Origin of the sequence: Okeania sp. SIO3I5 (assembly GCF_010672085.1) — a bacterium.
Classification (GTDB): domain Bacteria; phylum Cyanobacteriota; class Cyanobacteriia; order Cyanobacteriales; family Microcoleaceae; genus Trichodesmium.
The window spans coordinates 213,825-234,604 of record NZ_JAAHHT010000001.1 but is presented as its reverse complement, the minus strand read 5'-3'; the positions used below and the strand labels follow the sequence as shown (position 1 = coordinate 234,604).

Below are 20,780 nucleotides of genomic sequence, written 5' to 3'. Positions count from 1 at the left end.
CCTCCTCCCCATCCTCCCCCTCCTCCCCATCCTCCCCATCCTCCCCATCCTCCCCATCCCCCCCATCCTCCCCATCCTCCCCATCCTCCCCATCCTCCCCATCCTCCCCATCCTCCCCATCCTCCCCATCCTCCCCATCCTCCCCATCCTCCCCATCCTCCCCACCCTCTCCCTAAATATTCTCTGGCGACAAAGAATTAGCCCTGGGGGAGTAGGGGAGTAGGTAAGGAAAACATCCGTAGGGGAGAATTTTTTTGCCCAACTCTTGCCTTTCATGTCAACATGCATGAGCATGAAGAGCTGAAAACCAAGGTATTTCAGACATAAAATTACTCAAATCCTTAGAGACTGAATGCACAAGCAAAGATTAAGACGGCCAGAGTGCTTAATGTTCGGTGGGTGGGGTGCGAAAACTTAAATTTTGACTACGATTCACGGGTTATTGCCGCCTCACCCTCCCCACCCTACACCTGGATTTAATATTCCTTTTACAAACAGTCTCTTATCTAAAAATACTTTGAGATTTAATCAGCAAGCCCTAATTACTTAAATAAGTGTAACTGCTGAGACTTCTCTCATAATTTTGTAGCAACATTCGTGACTCTTTAATAGTAATTTTTTCTTCTTGTAAAGCTTGCTCAGTTTGACAACGAATACTTTCAACTAAAGCATCAGAATTATACTGAACATAATTTAATACTTCTGTCATTGTGTCACCTTTAACAACGTGTTCAATTTTGTATCCTGAAGGAGTTAATTTAATATGCACAACATTAACATCACCAAACAAGTTATGGAGATTACCCATTATTTCTTGGTAAGCACCTCCAAGAAACATTGCTAGATAGTAAGGTTCAAAAACAGAAGGAATTTCTGTGTGGGAATTTTCTAATGTTTGACTAACAGAATACTCCGAAGATTTATTACTAACTTTCAAAGGATGTAATTCTAATAATGATTTGACATCTCGTAAATCAATAAATTGGTCGATTTTTCCATCACTATCGCAGGTAAGATCGGCTAAAATCGCTCTTTCTGTAGGTTGTTCATCTAACCGATGAATAGGCATAATTGGAAATAACTGATTAATCGCCCAACTATCAGGAGCAGATTGAAAAACAGAAAGATTAATGTAGTAAATAGATGCCATGATTTTTTCCAGTTCTTCCAAATCATCTGGCACATATTCAGAGTCTTTTAGTATTTCTTGAATTTTCCGAAAACATCCCCAATATAGTTGCTCTACTTTGGCGCGATCGCTAATACTAAGATATCCAAAATTAAATAGACTAATAGATTCTTCTTTGAATTGAATTGCGTCGTGATATGCTTCCTGGAAATTATTTTTCTTAATTGATTGATAGGTTTCGTAGAGGTTTTGCAAAATTAAATGTTCGTCTTTGCTAATAACTGGTGGTTCTGCTTTCGGAACTTGACTAACTCCTAATACATCAAAAACTAGAACTGATTGATGAGATACAACTGATCTACCACTTTCACTAACTAATATTGGAGGTAATATATTTTTCTCTTCACAAGCTTCTTTAACTTCTGCCACAATATCATTAGCGTAGTTCTGCATATCATAATTTTTAGAAGCATAAAAATTGGTTTTAGAACCGTCATAATCAACTGCTAAACCTCCTCCTACATCTAAGTATTTCATATTTGCTCCTAGTTGAGCTAATTCCACATAAATTTGACTTGCTTCTCTAATAGCATCTTTAATCACACTAATTGAAGAAATTTGCGAACCAATATGAAAATGTAAGAGCTGTAAAGAATCTAAAATACCTGCAATTTTTAACTGATTGACAACTTGAATTATTTCGGGAATATTCAGACCAAATTTTGCCCTATCCCCTGTAGTTCCTGCCCAACGACCTATACCTTTAGTGCTTAGTTTTATCCTAACTCCCACCAATGGTTTAATATTTAATTTTTGACTAGCTTCTATTACTAATTGCACTTCTTCTATCTGCTCAATCGCAATTATTGCTGTTTTTCCTAATCTTTGAGCTAGCATTGCTGTCTCAATATATTCTCTGTCTTTATAACCATTACAAATTATTAGTGCATCAGTTGTCTTCAAAGTAGCTATAGCTATTAATAATTCTGGTTTTGAACCTGCTTCTAAACCAAATTTATGAGGTTTGCCAAATTTAACTATTTCCTTTATTAACTGACTATTTTGATTGCACTTAACAGGGAATACACCTCGATATATATTTTTGTATTTATAACGAGCGATCGCTTTAGAAAAACAAGCATTTAACCGTTCTATTCTATCTTCAATAATATCGGAAAATCTAATAATTAATGGTAGTCCTATATTTCTTTGTTTAATAGATTCAACAAGTTCATATAGGTCTAAAGAACCTCCTAGATCGCCTTTAGGAGAAACTGTAATATGACCAGCAGAATTAATTGAAAAATAAGGACTACCCCAACCGAGTATTCTATATAGTTTCTCACTATCTTCAATTCTCCATAATTTTTTTTCTTCAGAATTTATATGACTAATTTCTGTTTGTTCTGTTTGAGAGGTATTTATTGATAATTTCTTGTTGGAAATCTCAGAACAATTTTGATTTATAGTTGAGTGTAAATCCATTTTATTTTTAATTCTGATAGAGTAAAGTTGATACCAATTTCATAAACTTAAAACTTCACTTGTAAAAGTAATCTATAGCAATCCTCTAATATATTTGTGTATAAAAATCTTACCGCTTTTCGGGAATGGGGAATAGGCAATAGGCAATAGGCAATAGGTAAGAGTTTCAGAATTTATTTCTAGTTTTTGTATTGTTACAACCTATTGAGGATTGCTATATCAAGCTTGAAAGATTGGATTTAAAGTTATGTTTACTCTTACTTTAGGAAATTGGTATGAGATGATTTTAACTTAATCGGTAAAGAAAATTGGCGTGTCAAAAGATTTTCATCTTGTGAAGCACTCCAAAATGCTTGTTTTTCCCTCATCAAATCTTCCCATCCATCTCTGTGCAATGGAAAACTACAAACATTGTCATTCTCCGAAGCTCCTGAAAAAAATCCTGCGTCAAAAGATTTTCAGTTGCATTCTCAGCAAAATTCTGATATCTTAGTAATTAAATGGGGGTTTTTCGCCTATGCGCATGACTTTTTGTTCAACTAAATTTCCTAGTCAAGAGGCAATCAAAATATTCATTTTCTGAAGCACCAAATAATTGTTTTCCCTCATCAAATCTTCCCATCCATCTCTGTGCAATGGAAAACTACAAACATTTTCATTTTCTGAAGCACCCGAAAAAATCCTGCGTCAAAAGATTTTCAGTTGCATTCTCAGCAAAATTCTGATATCTTATATCTTAGTAATTAAATGGGGGTTGTTCGCCTATGCGCATGACTTTTTATTCAATCAAATTTCCTAGTCAAGAGACCATCAAAATATTCAGAAATTTTTATTGCGACTAGGAAAAATATTCATTTTCTGAAGCACCAAAAAATACTTGTTCTTCCCTCATCAAATCTTTCCATCCATCTCTGTGCAATGGAAAACTACAAATATTGTCATTCTCAGAAGCACCCGAAAAAATCCTGCGCCAAAAGAATTTAAGTTGGATTGTCACCAAAATTCTGATATCTTAGTAATTAAATGGGGGTTGTTCGCCTATGCGCATGACTTTTTATTCAATCAAATTTCCTAGTCAAGAGACCATCAAAATATTCAGAAATTTTTATTGCGACTAGGAAAAATATTCATTTTCTGAAGCACCAAAAAATACTTGTTCTTCCCTCATCAAATCTTTCCATCCATCTCTGTGCAATGGAAAACTACAAACATTGTCATTCTCATAAGCACCCGAAAAAATCCTGCGTCAAAAGAATTTAAGTTGCATTCTCACCAAAATTCTGATATATTAGTAATTAAATGGGGGTTTTTCGCCCATGCACATGATTTTTTATTCAACTAAATTTCCTAGTTACAGCATAATAAACCCGATTTCTTGTTTAGGAACAAAATCCTGACCAAATAGGTTCTATAAATCCTAGAAAAAAACTATAATGCTATAGCCTAAACTATGATTTGCTGCGTATTGTAAAGTATGACTATTAAGCAAATTTTTGAGGAGTATAAGTTTGGAACGCACCTTTATAGCGATTAAACCCGATGGTGTCCAAAGAGGATTTGTAGGCCAGATTATCAGTCGCTTTGAAACAAAAGGTTTTACCCTAGTGGGTCTAAAAATTATGAGTGTAAGTAAGGAACTAGCTGAAAAACACTATGATGTTCACAAAGGTGCGACTCGTTGGCCACTAAACTAGGAAACTAGGTATAAATGGCCGTTCCAAGTCAATACATGAGGACAACCTCGACTTGTGAATAACTCTTATTACCTTGGTGGTGAAATTCCATCTGCCCTGTTGTTGGGTTGACAGCATAGGCCACATTGGTGAGACTGAACATCAAACTGGTGAAGCTGGCCTAAAAGCGGGAAAATACCAGTTACCGAGGAACGATACCGCAAGCAAAGGCTAACAAGTGGACGAACAGGAAGGTAATCAAACTCTCGTGAGTGTCAGCCATTCCAAAGGTAGCTATGGGATGTAGGACGAAAGTCAGGGGGTCTTGAATAATCTTATCTTTGTGAGATTGTTAACAACCATATCGAACCCTCCGGGAGATTTTACCCCACTAAATTGGCCGTAAAAAGGAATAAGGGAACGAGGAAACCTCTCTAAAACACCTAAGAATATAGGTCGAAATCTTAGGAAGCCATTCAAGGTCAATCTGCACAGCGGTTGCAGGTCTTAGGGAGAGTAGGATTGGGTAAGAAGCTTACGAGCAGACGTACCCACTGTTAGACGTAATGTAAGGTAATGAGCAAGCGATGAATAAAGCTAAAACACTAAAAAGACGTTTAGGAAACCCTAAACCATTTTTAAGCGTGGCATGGGATACAGACGATATACCGAATCAAGTTAGTGTCAATCCAAACCTCAAAGGTCGAGATATCAGCTGGAGACGGGTTGAGAAGAATGTATTTAAGTTGCAAAAGTTAATTTACAGAGCATCCAGCCGTGGCGAAATCCGCAAGATGCGTAAATACCAAAGACTTCTGACCAAAAGTTATTACGCAAGGTTGCTAGCTGTTAGGCGCGTGACACAGGATAATCAGGGCAAAAAGACCGCAGGAGTGGATGGGATTAAAAACCTTCCCCCTATGCAGAGATTTAACCTTGCTTACCTTCTAAGCTCACGCCACCTCAAGGCAAGCCCCACCCGTAGAGTCTGGATACCAAAACTAGGGAGAGATGAAAAACGCCCGTTAGGAATACCTACTATGTATGACAGAGCCCTGCAAGCTTTGGTTAAGTTAGGTATGGAACCAGAATGGGAGGCACGCTTTGAACCTAACAGCTATGGTTTTAGACCAGGACGGTCAACACAGGATGCAATTGGAGCAATCTATGTCAGTATCAATAAAAAACCTAAATACGTTTTAGATGCTGACATATCAAAGTGTTTTGACCGAATTAACCATGATGCACTTTTGGGAAAAGTTGGTCAATCACCTTACAGACGATTAATCAAACAATGGCTAAAGTCTGGGGTATTTGACAATAAACAATTCTCAAACACTGTGGAAGGTAAACCACAGGGAGGTGTAATATCACCTTTGCTAGCAAACATCGCCCTGCACGGTATGGAAGAAAAGCTAACAAATTTTGCCAAGACCTTAGACATGAGAAATCACAAGGGTAAACAAATAAGCTGGCAAAAGAAATGCTCAAGTCTCTCCTTAATACGCTATGCTGATGATTTTGTTATCCTACATGAGGACATCAAAGTAGTGTTACAAGCAAAAGCCGTAATACAGGAATGGTTAAACCAGGTAGGATTAGAACTAAAACCAGAAAAAACCAAAATTGCCCACACCTTGGAAGAATATGAAGGAAATAAACCAGGATTTGACTTTTTAGGTTTCACAATCAGGCAATGGAGGAAAAAGTCAGCTAAACAAGGATTTAAAACGCTGATTAAACCATCCTCTAAGAGTATCAAAACTCACTACCGGAAAATGGCGGATATATGTGACTCTCACAAAACCGCCTCTACCAAAGCTTTAATAGCCAAGTTAAATCCGGTAATAAGAGGATGGGCTAACTACTTTTCAACCTTAGTCAGTAAGGAGGTATACAACAAAGTTGATGACCTCCTATGGAAAAGACTGTGGAGATGGGCAAGTAGAAGGCATCCAAATAAGTCGGCTAAATGGGTTAAGAAAAAGTATTTTCCCAAAGTTAAAGCCACCAGAAATTGGGAATTTAACGATGGCGAATATATACTAAACCGACACGACGATGTTCCTATTGTACGGCACATCAAGGTAAAAGGTAACAAATCCCCTTATGACGGCGACTGGACTTATTGGAGCAATAGAATCGGCAAGTACCCAGGCGTAAGGAAAGAAGTCACGACGTTGTTAAAACGTCAAAAGAATAAATGCGCATTTTGTGGACTAACCTTTAGGCCAAATGACCTGATGGAAATTGACCATATAAAACCAAGGTCTGAAGGTGGTGACAACACACTTAAAAACAAACAATTGTTGCACCGACATTGCCACGACAGTAGAACTGCATCGGATAAAAAGACATATCCAAAATTTAAGTCGCAGGACTTACCTGAAAATTATATATGGATTGACGATATGCTAACTCGCTTTGCAGGATGTGTCCATGACAAGGAACGTCTAGGAGAGGAGCCGTGATGAGGTGAAAGTCTCACGTCCGGTTCTGAAGACGAGTCGGTTTGGTAACAAACCGGCTTAGTTTAACAAAGACCATTTTTTCCAGGCTTAATACAATTTATTACGTCAGGCCCTGTAGTAGCAATGGTTTGGGAAGGTGAAGGGGTTGTGGCATCTGCCAGAAAAATTATTGGGGCAACTAATCCTTTGAATGCTGAACCAGGTACAATTCGTGGTGATTATGGAATTAGTGTTGGCCGTAATCTAATACATGGTTCTGATGCGATTGAGACTGCTCAAACTGAAATTAGTCTTTGGTTCAAAGATGAAGAGTTAGTATCATGGCAGCCTACCTTAACTCCATGGATTTATGAATAAGTAGAGAAATAGAGAAAATTTTTCTTGTCTCAAATACCTATAGGTTAGCTCTCTAAATCAGGGAGCTAACTATGGTTTACTGGAAAAGTCTTTTTAAGGATTAGGGGAGTGGAGAATTAAAGGAGATAGTTCAGATATGAAAGTCAAAGTTATTTTTCTGCAATTATTCTGCCTTTTATGCTAACTTCTTGCAGCTCTAAGACATTGAAAACCTGGCAGTTTGTTTTACCTAAAAAATGCTTGAGCCTTTATCTGTCAATACTTTTAGATTTAATCGACAAGCCATAACTATTTCAAAACTATATTGAATATGTCATTTCAGTTATCAGTTATTAGTTGTCTAAAGAAGTAAAAAATTTAATTTTTGTTACAATTTGAAACAAAAATAGCCTGTGAATTAACAGATTATATGTAAAATATGAAAAATTAACTGCAAAGTAAACTACAAAAATTAGGAGTTTTGAATCATGCCTTTATCTGATACCCAAGTGTTGGTTGCTTTAGTAATTGCTCTAATCCCAGGAATTTTAGCATTCCGACTCTCAACTGAGCTTTACAAGTAAAACCATGTTAATCATAAAAAGCTAATATCTAAATCTGTCCTCATAGTTACTTCTTAACAAAATAAGGTTTTGGCTTGTTGGTAAAGTCAAGTATTATTGAGAAGTTACCACAGTAAAAACTGCTGGGGGCAGATTTTTTTAACTTCCCCGGCGGGAAGTCCCGCGCTCTCCATCCCCCCTAACCCCCCTTGGAAAGGGGGGAGGGGAGCGTCGGGATGAAAGCCGGGCCAGGGAGTACGGTTCTATAGTTATATTTGGCTATAGCCATTGACAATTATATACATAGCCATTATAATAATAAGCTTATAAATCCAGGTAGATTCTACCATGCTACTGAAATATAAGTACAAGCTCAAGCCACATAAGAGTCAAGCGGTAATTATATCTAACTGGTTGTCCATGGCGAGAAATCAATATAATTACCGTTTAGCTGAAAGGTTAAACTGGTTTGAAGCCACGCGCGCACCAGTAAACTCTTGTCCTCTTAATGTTTCAGTAGTACCAGTAAGCCAGATTTATCAACACATCCCTGAATTTAGAGTACAAACACGGGATGGCAGAAAAAAGGACATTTTTGGTAATCCGATCACAAAGAAAGGGGATAAGCACCCGAATATAGTTAATGGTTATGTTTTGTGGGAGAGAGTTCAACTAGCAGATTTAGCACAAACCAAAAAACTCTTCCCTGAATACAAGTCGATGCACTCCCAGGTATTGCAAGATGTGATAAGCGCGCGTACAAACTACGATGGATAACTTGTGCCTTACCCGATCAAAACGGTAAAACCAGTGGTAGACCTAAATTCAAGGGAAAGCATTACTATAATTCTTTTAGTTATCCCCAGTTATCAAACACCAATATTGTCAAAAATGCTAATGGTCGGTATTGTGTCAATTTACCAAAGATTGGCTTAGTCCCTTTAGTATTCAATCGCCCAATACCAGAAGGATTCAAAGTCAAGACAGGCACTGTGATTCGTGAAGCAGATGGTCTATATATTAGCTTAACGATAGAAGATAAGACTGTACCTGTAGAGGTTGCAGAAATTCAACCCAATGCAAGAAAACTCATGCATGTATTGATTTAGGATTGCTGCACTATGCTGTTACCAGTAAAGGTGAATTTATAGAAGTCTCGAAGTTTTTCAGGTCCTCTGAACATCGTTTGTCTAAACTACAAAAAAGATTAGCTAAAAAAACAAAACATTCTAAGAGTTGGAAAATTCTCAAAGGTAAAATTCGATCACTGCATCAACTAATATCTAGACAAAGATTAGACTGGCAATTCAAATTAGCTTATCATCTGTTTTCGGATGTAAGTGTTATTTTCTTGGAAGACTTACAGATAGCTAATTTAGTTAGACGTTGCAAAGCAAAGTTAGGAAATAATGGTCAGTTTTTGCCCAACGGTCAATCAGCAAAATCAGGATTAAATAAGTCTCTACAAGATGCAGCGTTTAGCCAGTTTGTTCAGATTTTGGAGTATGTAGCCTGGAAACTTGGCAAAAGAATTATCAAAGTAGACCCCAAAGGTACATCTCAACATTGTTGGGAATGTCTGAATAAAGTCTCTAAAAGTTTATCAGAACGCTGGCATTCGTGTCCTCAATGTGGACAGGAACTAGATAGAGACCATAACTCAGCACTTCTAATACAAAAAATAGGATTATTATCAACACAGGAGGAGGACATCACTTCTGTTAAAACTGCGGTCAGGGCTTCCTTGGCTGAAGAATCCCGCGCTCTCCCGTAGGGGAGCGTCGGGAGTATGTCAATGGAATACTGATAATTATGGCTTGCTGAAAAAGTCTTTTTTAAGGAGTAGCTAGGGACGTTGCATAACAAAAATGCGAACGTCCGTACGGGAGTAGGTAGGGACGTTGCATAACAAAAATGCGAACGTCCGTACGGAAGTAATTTTTTTTGCCCAACAATGCGCCAAAAATGCTAACATGCATTTTGATGAAGAGTTGAAAACCAAGGTATTTCAGACCTAAAAAGGCGCTAAACTTTTATTTTTCAATGCTTTTAGATTTATTCAGCAAGCCGTAATTAAAGAATCTATATATCATATCAAATCCAATTAAACAACCTCACTATCAATTTAGTAGTCAGTAGTCGTAGGGACGATTCGGGAATCACCCGTACAGTAGAAGAGACTAAGCCACTTATTTCTACCCATTGTCAAGAATTTAAAACTCAACTGCCTACACACCTTATGTATAACTCTGTAGATGCGATTATTGTATGTGCAATTAAAAGGACCTGATATAACCCATCAAGATAATTGTAATAGAATTACAGTTAATATTAACCAATTATCTATCTAAATTTGGCATTGCTGAAATCAGGTATAAAATTCGTATCCCAGTAAGATTGATAGAAAGGGAAAAAGCTGTTTTGAATAATGAATATTAAAAATAATACAATCATTCAGTAACACCCTGATTTTTTTTATTACTTAAAATAATAACTATCTTAGGTTTCTTTTAAACAAAATTTTCTGGTGACTAAAAATTAATTTTGTCAGTAATTAATCATTTATTTATCAGAGATAGATTAATCTACAAAATAGAAGTATTATAATTGATTAAGTTATCCAAACAAAAGTATGCAAGCTACTAAACCAGTTCAATTTTCACCAGTTTCTCAGAGTCAGCCCATTCAAGTAAAACCTAAAGTATTCTCTAAACAACAAAAGTCTACTTATCTAGTAGGAATAACAATTGAAAGTACAGCTAAATTATTAACTAATATCTTACTTTCTCTTTGTGTAACTTCAGCTTTGTTAAAATTGTTGCCTCATTACCAATCTATTCAAGAAAAACTACAAGTTATTGAATCTGAAATTGAAGCTACAACTGATAGATTAAATAATGAGAAGGAAAAATTTAGTCGCTATTTCGATCCTAGTCAAGCTAAGACTATTATGCAGGAACAAAGTAACCGAGTAGACTCTCATCAAATACCTATAATTTGGCTAGAAGATAATGGTATTAAACCAAGTTCAGAATCTACACCCTCTCCATAGTTATTATGTAAAAATTCAGCTATTATAATTTAGCATTTCCTGGGTAATGCTATGCTTTCATGTCGTGTAGCATTCTACGGAAGATGAAAAATACAGGTTGTGCCGTAGCAAAACAGTTTTTGAACATAATAACTTGACTTTGGTTTGCTGATGAAATTTTTATGAATCATTATAGTGTCGGGAAAAAGATTTTTCATTACAGAAAATTTATCTGGTTTTCCTGAATTTATTAGAAATAGTATGCTGTCAAAGTATCTCCGAAGCTCAAGAATTAGAGATTCGACATAATATTAAATAGGGCTTGGTAATTAAATCTGAAAGTGTTTATAGATAAAGTTTTTTGCCTTTTTGAATACTTAAAAAGTCGGGAATTTTGAGTTTAAAAGCCTCAAAATATTAGTATGTAAGACAAGAGTTTGACAGATAAATTGAGGAACAATTCTAACTCTTACCTCCTGTAAATTCCTATTTATACTGACTATTACAGCAAAAATACTTTTGAGAGCAAACCCTAAATAGACATCTCCGATCATCAAAAACCAAATCAATTATCCTACAGAAATAATCAATTATTTACCCCTAATATCAAATCCGGTTGAATGATTATTATATAGTTGGGAAAGATATAGAAATGGGGGGATGGAGAGATTGAATACAGAATTATAAACATACACTCTATAATCGGATTCTATATAATCCCTACTCCCTACTACCTCTTTTATGAAGATGTCTAAATAAATAATATTCCGATCTTAGCTACTCTTATTCCGGCATACTCAAGCTACATTTGCTAATACAAATTGAGATGTTATAAGTTCTACTGCAGCTTGATATTGTTTGTCAGCTTCTGTGGTAATTTGGTTAGGTAAAATCGGCTCTTGTTTAACCACAACATCAGGAATAATTCCCTGCTTATTAATATCTTTATGGTTTGGCGTTTCATACTTAGCAACGGTAACTGCTAATCCCGAACCATCAGATAAATCAAACAAAGATTGAATTAAACCTTTGCCAAAAGTTTTTTCACCTACAAGCATTGCACGACCATTATCTTGAAGGGCGCCAGCTAAAATTTCACTGGCACTCGCAGTACCCTGATTAGTTAATACAACTAATGGTGCATTAGTTATCGCAGGACCAACAGCCGAAAAACTACCAAGAACTCTTTGTCTATTGACAGTGTAAACAATTGTACCTTCATCTAACCACAGACGAGCAATTTCTACACCAGCTTGTAAGAGTCCACCTGGATTATTGCGTAAATCAAGTATATAGCCAATAGCTCCCTTCTGTTCAAAACTCTCTACTGCTTGGCTAATTTCTGTAGTAGCATTAGCATTAAATTGACTCAGATGAATGTAACCAATTGGTTTTGTTTTTTCAGAATCAGATTTTAATTCAGCATAGACTGGGTTAATCTCAATTCGCTCCCGAATTATGGTAATGTCTTGGGGTTGGTCGTTACTGTCTTTCAAAATTGTCAGTATCACGGAAGAACCAATAGCACCACGCATTTTATTTGCTGCTTCATCCAAAGTAAATTCTGTGGTAGGATGGCCATCAATTTTAACTACGCGATCGCCTGCTTGGATACCAGCAGTTTCAGCAGGAGAACCCTCTAAGGGAGATATGACTATTAGTTCTCCTGTTTGAGAGTCTAGGGCAATTTGTAAACCTACTCCTGTTAATTCTCCAGAAGTATCGACCTGCAAATTACGGTATTGTTGTGGTTTGAGAAGTCTTGTAAAGGGATCTCCCAGAGTTGCCAACATTTCCTGAATGGTACTATAAGTATCTTCTCGGTTTTTCAGAGGTCTCTTAATCAGATTTTGACGCATAAACCACCAGTTCTGATGATTGAAAGAATCATCGACATAAGCTAAATTAACTATCCTCCAAGCTTCACCTAATAAGCTTTGTTCTTCAGTCAATGCTGCTGCGGAGGATGTCCAAAGTCCCAAAGTCAAAATTATTGGGAATATTAATAGAAGTGCAATTTGGAAAAATCTTTTTTTCATAAAACAAAAATATTTATAGTTAGTAAAAGTATAGTCAAATATAGACAGACTTGATTCTATTTCAGAAATCCCCTTCACTTTTACTTTGAGAGATTAATTCTCCTGGGGTGAACTACGCACCTCTTTATCCCATAGCGATTAAACGCATAAGGGAGATGCTTTTCACAAAATGAATTTTGTAAGAACCATTTACCGAAATAATTAATAATTAATAATTAATAATTACCTCTTCTTTTTAAGAATAAGATTGGGGTAAAAGGAATTTTTTTCTTTTTTTATTCTTGAAAAAAGAGGCTTTCAACCTTGATTTTTCGGTAACTTATTAAATAAATACGCTTAGGGGTTCTATAAAGGTTTTTGGACTGCCATGATCGACGATCTATCTCAGCCCAAAATCAATGTCCTCTCTTCATAATAAGTCTTTCAGCTACCTTCATCAGCCTCTCTGAGATTTTAACTCAGCTATAATCTTTTCAGTTTTTGTTTTCAGTTTTTGGTTTCGCTCTTCATTTCTTTTTTACTTTAATTAGGGTTTGCTGATTAAATTTTAAAGCATTGACAGATAAAGGTTTTAACCGTTTTAAGTCTTGAAAAAGTACAAGATTTTTGCTCCTTAAAGCTCATGCATGTTAGGATGAAAGGGTTGACAAGAGCCGAAAAATCAAAGGATAACTCTTCCTTCTGCCTCCTCTAAATTCCTTACTCCTCCTGTCTCCTGTCTCCTGTCTCCTGACTCCTAGCCTCACCCATAAAACTTTTTCAGCAAGCCCTAATTATCTTTTTTGAATTTGGTATTAATGATCGACGATTTCTAATTGGCCAATATTTTAGTAGTTAGATAAACTTTTGATTATAAACGAAAATTATATAAAATATCAAACTATACAAAAATTGCGACCTTAATATGAAATATATCTACAAATTATGTTAAATTTTTTTACTATAGGGTAGGCAAGGATAAATATTTGCTTTGTCAAATAGTAGACTTGCTGTTTGATTCCTTCGTGAGTCAGTATGATATTGTCTTGCTGATTTCAGGATTGATGTGAGTATCCTTTCCTAACTACCCAAGAACTTAATTCGTTAATAAACAGCTATATTCATTTAGGATTTTTGGCTTCATGTTCTCAAAACAGGTAACTGATTCACCCGCTTATAAGTGGTTTGACGAACGCTTGGAAGTTCAAGCGCTTGCAGACGACATTTCTAGCAAATATGTTCCACCCCATGTAAATATTTTCTACTGCTTGGGTGGAATTACTCTAATGTGCTTCCTGATCCAGTTTGCTACTGGATTTGCCATGACCTTCTACTACAAGCCAACAGTAACAGAAGCATTAGCATCAGTCCAATACATTATGACTGAAGTTAACTTCGGTTGGCTAATTCGCTCTGTCCACCGTTGGTCTGCAAGTATGATGGTGTTGATGATGATTCTTCATGTTTTCCGGGTTTACCTTACAGGTGGTTTTAAGAAGCCTCGTGAATTAACTTGGGTAACAGGGGTAGTTATGGCCGTAATTACTGTTAGCTTTGGTGTAACTGGTTATTCCTTACCTTGGGACCAAATTGGTTACTGGGCGGTCAAAATTGTGTCTGGTGTTCCTGATGCAATTCCATTTGTTGGTCCATTTATTGTAGAACTCATGCGTGGTAGTACAAGTGTTGGTCAAGCAACTCTAACTCGTTTCTACAGTCTTCACACTTTTGTACTACCCTGGTTAATTGCAGTATTTATGCTCTTGCATTTCTTAATGATTCGTAAGCAAGGTATCTCTGGACCTTTGTAAATTAAGCTGTCATTAATTAGACACTAGATTTCACATTAAAACTGAGTTTGAAGCCTCCTCCTTCTAGTGATACTTTTGCTACGGTAAGTATATTTAGTCGCCGGATATACTTCGGAGACTATAAATTGATGCGGGGAAAAGCGTTAGACTACTGCCGTAGGAGTAAATGAAACGTCAAGCTGCCGACTAACTAAGGTATGGTAGAATCTACCGCGCTTCAGCTCGGAGAGAATGTCAACTATCACGGAGAAAAGAACTATATATGTCCACCCTGAAAAAACCGGATCTGAGCGATCCTCAATTAAGAGCTAAGTTAGCTAAAGGTATGGGTCACAATTACTATGGTGAACCTGCTTGGCCTAATGATTTGCTCTATGTATTCCCAGTAGTAATGATGGGTACATTGGCTTTGTGTGTAGGTTTAGCTGTACTAGATCCTGCTATGGTTGGTGAACCAGCAGATCCATTTGCTACTCCTCTGGAAATTTTGCCTGAGTGGTATTTCTGGCCAGTTTTCCAAATTCTGCGTACTGTACCTAATAAATTGTTGGGTATTGTGGCAATGGCTTCTATTCCTTTAGGATTAATGTTGGTTCCTTTCATTGAAAATGTCAATAAGTTCCAAAATCCTTTCCGTCGTCCGTTAGCTACTACTGTATTTCTATTTGGTACTGCAGTGACTCTATGGTTGGGTATTGGTGCTACTCTACCAATTGATATATCTTTGACTTTTGGTCTGTTCTAAGATTTGAATTTTTAAACTTTTACACCCCTTTGTAGATTTTCTTCATAAGTGCATTTGTATTTATAGAAATGTATTTAGAGAAATTCTCAGAGGGTGTAAATTTTTTTTTAAATTCTCATACAGTTGAGCAAATTTGACAAATTATACCAATTTAATAAATGTTTGTTACAAATGGTAGGAACGTTTTTTTCAATGTATCTATGGAAGAAGGAAGAATAAATATTGAATAAAAAAGGTAAAAATGTATAGATATAGCAATCTAAAAGGGATTTAAGAAGCTTTTTTTAAGGGTTGTACTGCATTGTAATGGTGAAATTTTTATATCCAACACTCCTCACATCCTACACTTCCCACACTCTGTCTACCATCACTATTATAAACCACGACCTTTTTAAGTATTTCCCATGAAGATGCACTTTTTATAGCATTATTTTTTCAAGCAGGTATTATAGTATTTTTTTAGGTAGTCATGTAGATGATTGTGATTTATTGTGGAGAAAGGGAACACTTAACTATTAACTGGGAACAGTAAAATACCTTCAATTCTTATGAAAATTTGACTTTTTTTAGGATATCACTACTTGTACACCACTACCAATTTTTATTAGACTTCAATTTAGTTTTCAGGGAATAGGCAATAGGTAAAATAATTGTTTTGATTTTTATAATAGTTCTATTGTTCAAGAATTTTAATTAAAATTAGACTTAATTTTGATATATCCACTTAATAGGGTTTTAGTTGTAAATCAAGTGATAGATTTTTTAAACCTTTTTGTTTTGGAGAAACTTGTTGTAAGTTTTTCTGTTAAGATGTTAAAGTGTTGCTTCAAGCCTATAAATTTTGAACTTACTCACATTTTTCCAAAAAAAATATAGAGCTTCTAAAAGAGATGTAATGAATTAACAAAGGAATCAGGAAAAAGCGATTACTAGGAAAATTGATCAATGAAAAATTAAAATATTTTTTGGAGATGAGGAGTAATGAGTAGTTCTGGTAAGAAATGAAATAAAATTTGGATATTTCGTAATAATTGATAACTGAATATTAGGAAGTGTGGAGAAAGAAAGATAATCTAAAAACTCGGAGATAAAATTGGCTAAAAAATTCAATCAAAAAAAAGGAAATATATTTGTTTTTCTAGAAATTTTATCTTGTGAAGGTGGCATTCAGTCTTATGTAAGAGATATTTTTCAAGCTTACCAAGACATAACAAATTCTGCAAAACCTGATGACTCCTTTCTAGAATTAGATATCTTGTTACTAAGAGATGGTAAAGATTGTGAAAATCCCTATCAGTCGAAGAGTCTAAATTTCTATTATTTTAAAAGTCAGTCTATTTGGTTAGGGAGATTAAAGTTAGCTACAACATTACTGTGGTTTTTAATAAAAAAAAGACCCCAACAGGTTTTTTGTGGTCATATTAATTTAGCTCCATTGGTGCAAATTTTGTGCGTACCTCTCGGCATTCCCTATACAGTTTTAACTTATGGTAAGGAAGTATGGAAACCACTACCAAATAAATATCAACAAGCATTAAAACAAGCAACTAAAATTTTAACTATTAGTCGTTATAGTCGCGATCGCTGTTGTGAAAGTAACCATTTAGACCCACAAAAATTTCAATTGTTACCTTGTATGGTGGATGGGGATAAGTTTATTCCTGGAGTTAAACCGATAGATTTGATTGAGCGTTACAATCTTCAGGGGACAAAGGTATTAATGACTGTAGCTAGACTTTGGTCGGGAGACCCCTATAAAGGTGTTGATGTAACAATTCGGGCGTTACCAGCAATACTACAATTTTTCCCAGAAGTCAAGTATTTAGTAATTGGACGTGGAGATGACCAACCTCGCTTGGCCAAGTTGGCTCAAGATTTGGGAGTAGGGGAAAAAGTGGTATTTGCAGGATTTGTGCCCACAGAAGATTTAGTTAAACATTATCAGGTAGCTGATGCTTATGTGATGCCTTCTCAGGAAGGGTTTGGTATTGTTTATTTGGAGGCAATGGCCTGCGGAGTACCAGTTTTGTCTGGAGATGCGGATGGTTCGGCGGAACCTTTACAGGATGGAAGGTTAGGATGGCGGGTGCCTCACCGAAATCCAGAGGCAGTAGCTAATGCTTGTATAGAAATTTTGAAGGGAGAGGATAAAAGGTGTGATGGTCAATGGTTGCGAGAGGAAAGTTTAAAGATTTTTGGTAAGGTGGCTTTTACTGAAAGAGTCAGACAACTTTAAAATTTATAATTAGGATAGTAATTAATTAATAATTAATAATTAATAATTAATAATTATCTCTGGTTAAAACCATCGGATTGAAGAAATTTTTCCTTCAGTGTGATAATTATTTAATAATTCACAGCTAATAGCTGGATGCTTACGAATAAAGTTTATTAGAGGAGATAATTAAGTGAATCAAGGGAACTCAAAAATATTTAAATTAACTATGTCTAGTATTGGTAATTGGCTAATTGTTTTAGCTATTATTTGGTTACTAGGTTCTGTAGGTTTGGGATGGTTAGTTAATTCTATTTTGATATTATTTGGTTTTATTTTAATTGCACCTATTGTTGGATTTATTGGTTTGCGTTGGTGGTTAAATCGCAATTTAATTATTGATAAGTGCCCTGTTTGTAGTTATGAATTTACTGCTTTAAATCAGACTCAATGTCAATGTCCTAGTTGTGGAGAACCTCTTAAGGTTGAAGCTGGTAGTTTTAGTAGGTTAACTCCTCCTGGTACTATTGATGTTTCGGCAGTGGAGATTAATGCAAGACAAATTGAAGATTAAAGGTCTCAAATAGAGGGAATAGGGAATAGGGAACAGGGAACAGGTAGAAAAAATTTTATAGTCAAAGAGTGATCGTCAGTCTATATTCTAACTAATTCTTTCTTAGGTATATAAAAAAACTCACTCTAAATGCTGAAAGCTGACTGCTAATAACTGAATGTTGACGGATTAAGTATTATTTGCCAATAAATAAATCTGTAATAAAAGGTATATGATCTGAACCTAATTCTGAACTTAAATTAGATTTTGTTTCAACATTTACAACTTTAACTTCTGAACTGATTAAACAATGATCTATTGGAATTTGAAAAAATCTAGATAAAATAGGATGTAAAATTGTATAGTTATTAATTTTTTTTGCAGGCTAAGTAGGCAGAAGACCCAAGCCTAAACGACTATTTCTTAACCCAGTTTGACGTTCTAATTTTTGATAGTAAGGAGACTATATAGTTGTATTCAAATCTCCTGTCAGAATAACTGGGTCATTTAATTGTTGAATGTATTTAGCAAGTTCTTCTAAGATTTGATTCCGTTTTTTGAAGGTGCTTATCTTGACAGGAACGGTGGGATGGGTTGCTATTAAGTTAATGACTTTTTGATTAATATTAAATTCAGTAATAATAGTAGGTCTTTTCAGTTATCAGTTATCAGTTATCAGTTATCAGCCTTTTCAGTCATCACTACCTCTAGCTGTTTGCGTAGCATTCCGTAGGAAAGCCAGAGGCTTGATATATAGACTCTATACATCTTTGTTGAATAAAACATCATGCTTATAGTCGAACACCACCCAATAAATTAAACATATCACAAATTTTGAACATTGACAATCTCCCATTATTTTTTTGCGTTTTTTTTTGGAGCTTTTGAAAATGAAATATATTGTTTTCTATTGCCTTGAGAAAATTAGAAATCTTGCTATTAAGTTTACTGACACAGCTAATGAATGGGTGTGCATTATATCCTTGGGGTGGGGGCGGGTTTATCTAATAATTTGTAACACTATTAACTTAATGCGGAACCCGTCCCTACTATTGCAATATTTTAGGTGCGTCACGCCACTACTTAACTTATTAACAATGTATTAAAACTTAAATTCGAGGTAGTTCTCTTGGAGTCATAGATGCCATAGTAGATTTATAGCACTACGCCTTTATAGTTAGGATAATAAATAGGAAAAGAAGAATGTCCTAAGATACTTGCGCAGTTCTATGATGAGAAAAACTCAAGTATAGGAGTAAGATTTGATGAACTCCCACCATTTACTTCTTCAACAGTTAGATAAACAAGAGCAAAAAGAATTTGAAATTTTGGCTCACTACCTCATACCTCTTGGGTGGAAGGATAATCTTAGTCATGCTGATTTTGCAAAACTCTTAAGTAGTTATAATTTCCTTGAAATTGATAATAATTATGCAGAAAGAAGGTTAAAAAAATTTCAAAAATTTGACTTGATTGAGATTAAAAAAAATTCAACTTCTCCAACAAATGGTGAACGAGGAAAGCGACTAGCTAATACAATTATTTTGAAGTCTTTTGCTTATCAAGGTACTTTACCAACGGGAATAGTTCCTTTGGATTCTATTTTATATATAAAACGAGATGCTGATGAAAAGTGTCTGCGAGAATTAAGTTTAGCAAGAGATGTAAGTCAATCTGTTCCTTTTATTAGAGTAAAAGCAGCAAAGGGAATGGGAAAATCTTCTTTATTAGATAGAATTAGTCATTTTTTAGAAAAGGAAAAAAAGGGAATTGTTGCTCGTATAGATTTGGCAACGGATGCTTTTGGAGATAATACTTTGAATGACTCAGAAAAGCTGTTTCGGAGGTTTACAGAAGAAGTGGCAACAGCCTTTAGTAAGTTAATTCCAGGTTTTCAAGGGGTAGACTTAGAAACTGTCTGGAATAAACACAAAACTTCTGGTAAAAATTGTACGGATTATCTGGAAGAATATATTTTTAAAAAGATTGCTGAAGTGCCAAAATTTTCGGAAACGGGAAAAACGTTATTAATAGATGGTATTGATTCAATATTAGGTAAACAGACTCAAACTGATTTTTTGCTGGTATTAAGAACTTGGAATGAGGAAAAAATGAAGTTGGTTGACAGTCGAAAAGTTATCTGGCCTAGTATGGTAATTGCTTATTCAACTGAACCATATCCTGATGCTAATTTTAAGGGTTCTCCGTTGCAGAATGTAGGTACTCCTGTAGAACTTTTAGAATTTACACCAGAATGTGTTTTAAGTTTGGCTAAAATTTATGGTTTAAGTTGGGATGAAAATAATGTAAATGGTTTGATGAAGTTAATTGGGGGTCATCCTAGTTTGGTTCAGAGGGCGCTTTATAAAATCAGTCAAACTAATATTAGTTTAGAGGGTTTAGAAGCAGAGGCATCGAAAATTAGTGGAGCTTTTAGCAATTATTTGCTGCATCATTTGGAAAGATTACAAGCTCGTCAAAATAAGCAACTTTTGGCTTGTTTTCAGAAAATTATGCGTGGTGAAAAGTGTAAAGATGCTTTTGCAAAATTTCAATTAGAACAAATTGGTTTAATTAAATCTAGTGGTAATAAAGAAGAAGTAAGCTGTGAGTTATATAGAATGTTTTTTGAGGAAAATTTAGATTTATAAATAGTGAGGGAAATTTTTTATGACTGGTTCGGAAGGGAGCAGTTTTTATCAGATTCAAGGTGGAACTTTGCCTTATGAAGCTCAAACTTATGTGGAGCG

At 35.4% G+C, this 20,780-nt stretch carries 14 protein-coding genes and 2 pseudogenes; 13 read left to right on the top strand and 3 right to left on the bottom strand.

Features of this window, described 5'->3' with window-relative positions; translation table 11 throughout:
* Window positions 1-201 (top strand): hypothetical protein (locus tag F6K40_RS00780; protein ID WP_293129971.1); only part of this gene is annotated, 201 nt, incomplete at its 5' end.
* 337 nt (window positions 202-538) lie between these two features.
* Here F6K40_RS00780 and speA read toward each other — a convergent pair.
* Window positions 539-2,614, bottom strand: a complete 2,076-nt coding sequence (speA, locus tag F6K40_RS00775; protein WP_293129968.1) for a biosynthetic arginine decarboxylase — start codon at window positions 2,612-2,614, stop codon at window positions 539-541.
* 838 nt (window positions 2,615-3,452) lie between these two features.
* On the bottom strand, window positions 3,453-3,611 hold the full coding sequence (locus tag F6K40_RS00770) for a hypothetical protein (RefSeq protein WP_293129965.1): 159 nt from the start codon (window positions 3,609-3,611) through the stop codon (window positions 3,453-3,455).
* Window positions 3,612-4,122: 511 nt separating this feature from the next.
* Between F6K40_RS00770 and F6K40_RS00765 the strand changes: the two are divergent.
* From F6K40_RS00765 to F6K40_RS00735, 7 genes and pseudogenes are all read left to right on the top strand, one after another.
* Window positions 4,123-4,281 (top strand): annotated as a pseudogene (locus tag F6K40_RS00765) (nucleoside-diphosphate kinase); the annotation flags it as partial.
* Window positions 4,282-4,874: 593 nt separating this feature from the next.
* Window positions 4,875-6,758, top strand: coding sequence for a group II intron reverse transcriptase/maturase (gene ltrA, locus F6K40_RS00760; protein ID WP_293129962.1), 1,884 nt, complete (start codon window positions 4,875-4,877; stop codon window positions 6,756-6,758).
* Window positions 6,759-6,824: 66 nt separating this feature from the next.
* Window positions 6,825-7,115: pseudogene (locus tag F6K40_RS00755) on the top strand (nucleoside-diphosphate kinase); the annotation flags it as partial.
* A 467-nt stretch (window positions 7,116-7,582) separates the two neighbouring features.
* Entirely contained in the window at window positions 7,583-7,678 is a 96-nt protein-coding gene (psaM, locus tag F6K40_RS00750; RefSeq protein WP_071525264.1) for a photosystem I reaction center subunit XII, read from the top strand.
* Window positions 7,679-8,005: 327 nt separating this feature from the next.
* Window positions 8,006-8,434, top strand: a complete 429-nt coding sequence (locus tag F6K40_RS00745; protein ID WP_293129959.1) for a helix-turn-helix domain-containing protein — start codon at window positions 8,006-8,008, stop codon at window positions 8,432-8,434.
* Window positions 8,435-8,768: 334 nt separating this feature from the next.
* Entirely contained in the window at window positions 8,769-9,431 is a 663-nt protein-coding gene (locus tag F6K40_RS00740; protein WP_293129956.1) for an RNA-guided endonuclease InsQ/TnpB family protein, read from the top strand.
* An 858-nt stretch (window positions 9,432-10,289) separates the two neighbouring features.
* Window positions 10,290-10,709 (top strand): slr1601 family putative cell division protein, encoded by a 420-nt coding sequence (locus tag F6K40_RS00735; protein WP_293129953.1) that lies wholly within the window; start codon window positions 10,290-10,292, stop codon window positions 10,707-10,709.
* 776 nt (window positions 10,710-11,485) lie between these two features.
* Here the strand turns inward: F6K40_RS00735 and ctpA are convergent.
* Complete coding sequence (gene ctpA, locus F6K40_RS00730) at window positions 11,486-12,727, bottom strand: carboxyl-terminal processing protease CtpA (protein ID WP_293129950.1); 1,242 nt, start codon at window positions 12,725-12,727, stop codon at window positions 11,486-11,488.
* A gap of 1,121 nt (window positions 12,728-13,848) precedes the next feature.
* Here ctpA and petB point away from each other — a divergent pair.
* From petB to F6K40_RS00705, 5 genes are all read left to right on the top strand, one after another.
* Window positions 13,849-14,517 (top strand): cytochrome b6, encoded by a 669-nt coding sequence (gene petB, locus F6K40_RS00725; RefSeq protein WP_293092492.1) that lies wholly within the window; start codon window positions 13,849-13,851, stop codon window positions 14,515-14,517.
* A gap of 262 nt (window positions 14,518-14,779) precedes the next feature.
* Complete coding sequence (petD, locus tag F6K40_RS00720; protein WP_293129947.1) at window positions 14,780-15,262, top strand: cytochrome b6-f complex subunit IV; 483 nt, start codon at window positions 14,780-14,782, stop codon at window positions 15,260-15,262.
* 1,093 nt (window positions 15,263-16,355) lie between these two features.
* Window positions 16,356-17,498 (top strand): glycosyltransferase family 4 protein, encoded by a 1,143-nt coding sequence (locus tag F6K40_RS00715; RefSeq protein WP_293129944.1) that lies wholly within the window; start codon window positions 16,356-16,358, stop codon window positions 17,496-17,498.
* Window positions 17,499-17,670: 172 nt separating this feature from the next.
* Window positions 17,671-18,051 carry a hypothetical protein gene (locus F6K40_RS00710; RefSeq protein ID WP_293129941.1) on the top strand — a complete coding sequence of 127 codons (381 nt, stop codon included), beginning with the start codon at window positions 17,671-17,673 and terminating at the stop codon, window positions 18,049-18,051.
* Window positions 18,052-19,295: 1,244 nt separating this feature from the next.
* Window positions 19,296-20,681, top strand: coding sequence for an AAA-like domain-containing protein (locus F6K40_RS00705; RefSeq protein WP_293129938.1), 1,386 nt, complete (start codon window positions 19,296-19,298; stop codon window positions 20,679-20,681).
* The last annotated feature ends 99 nt before the right edge of the window (window positions 20,682-20,780 follow it).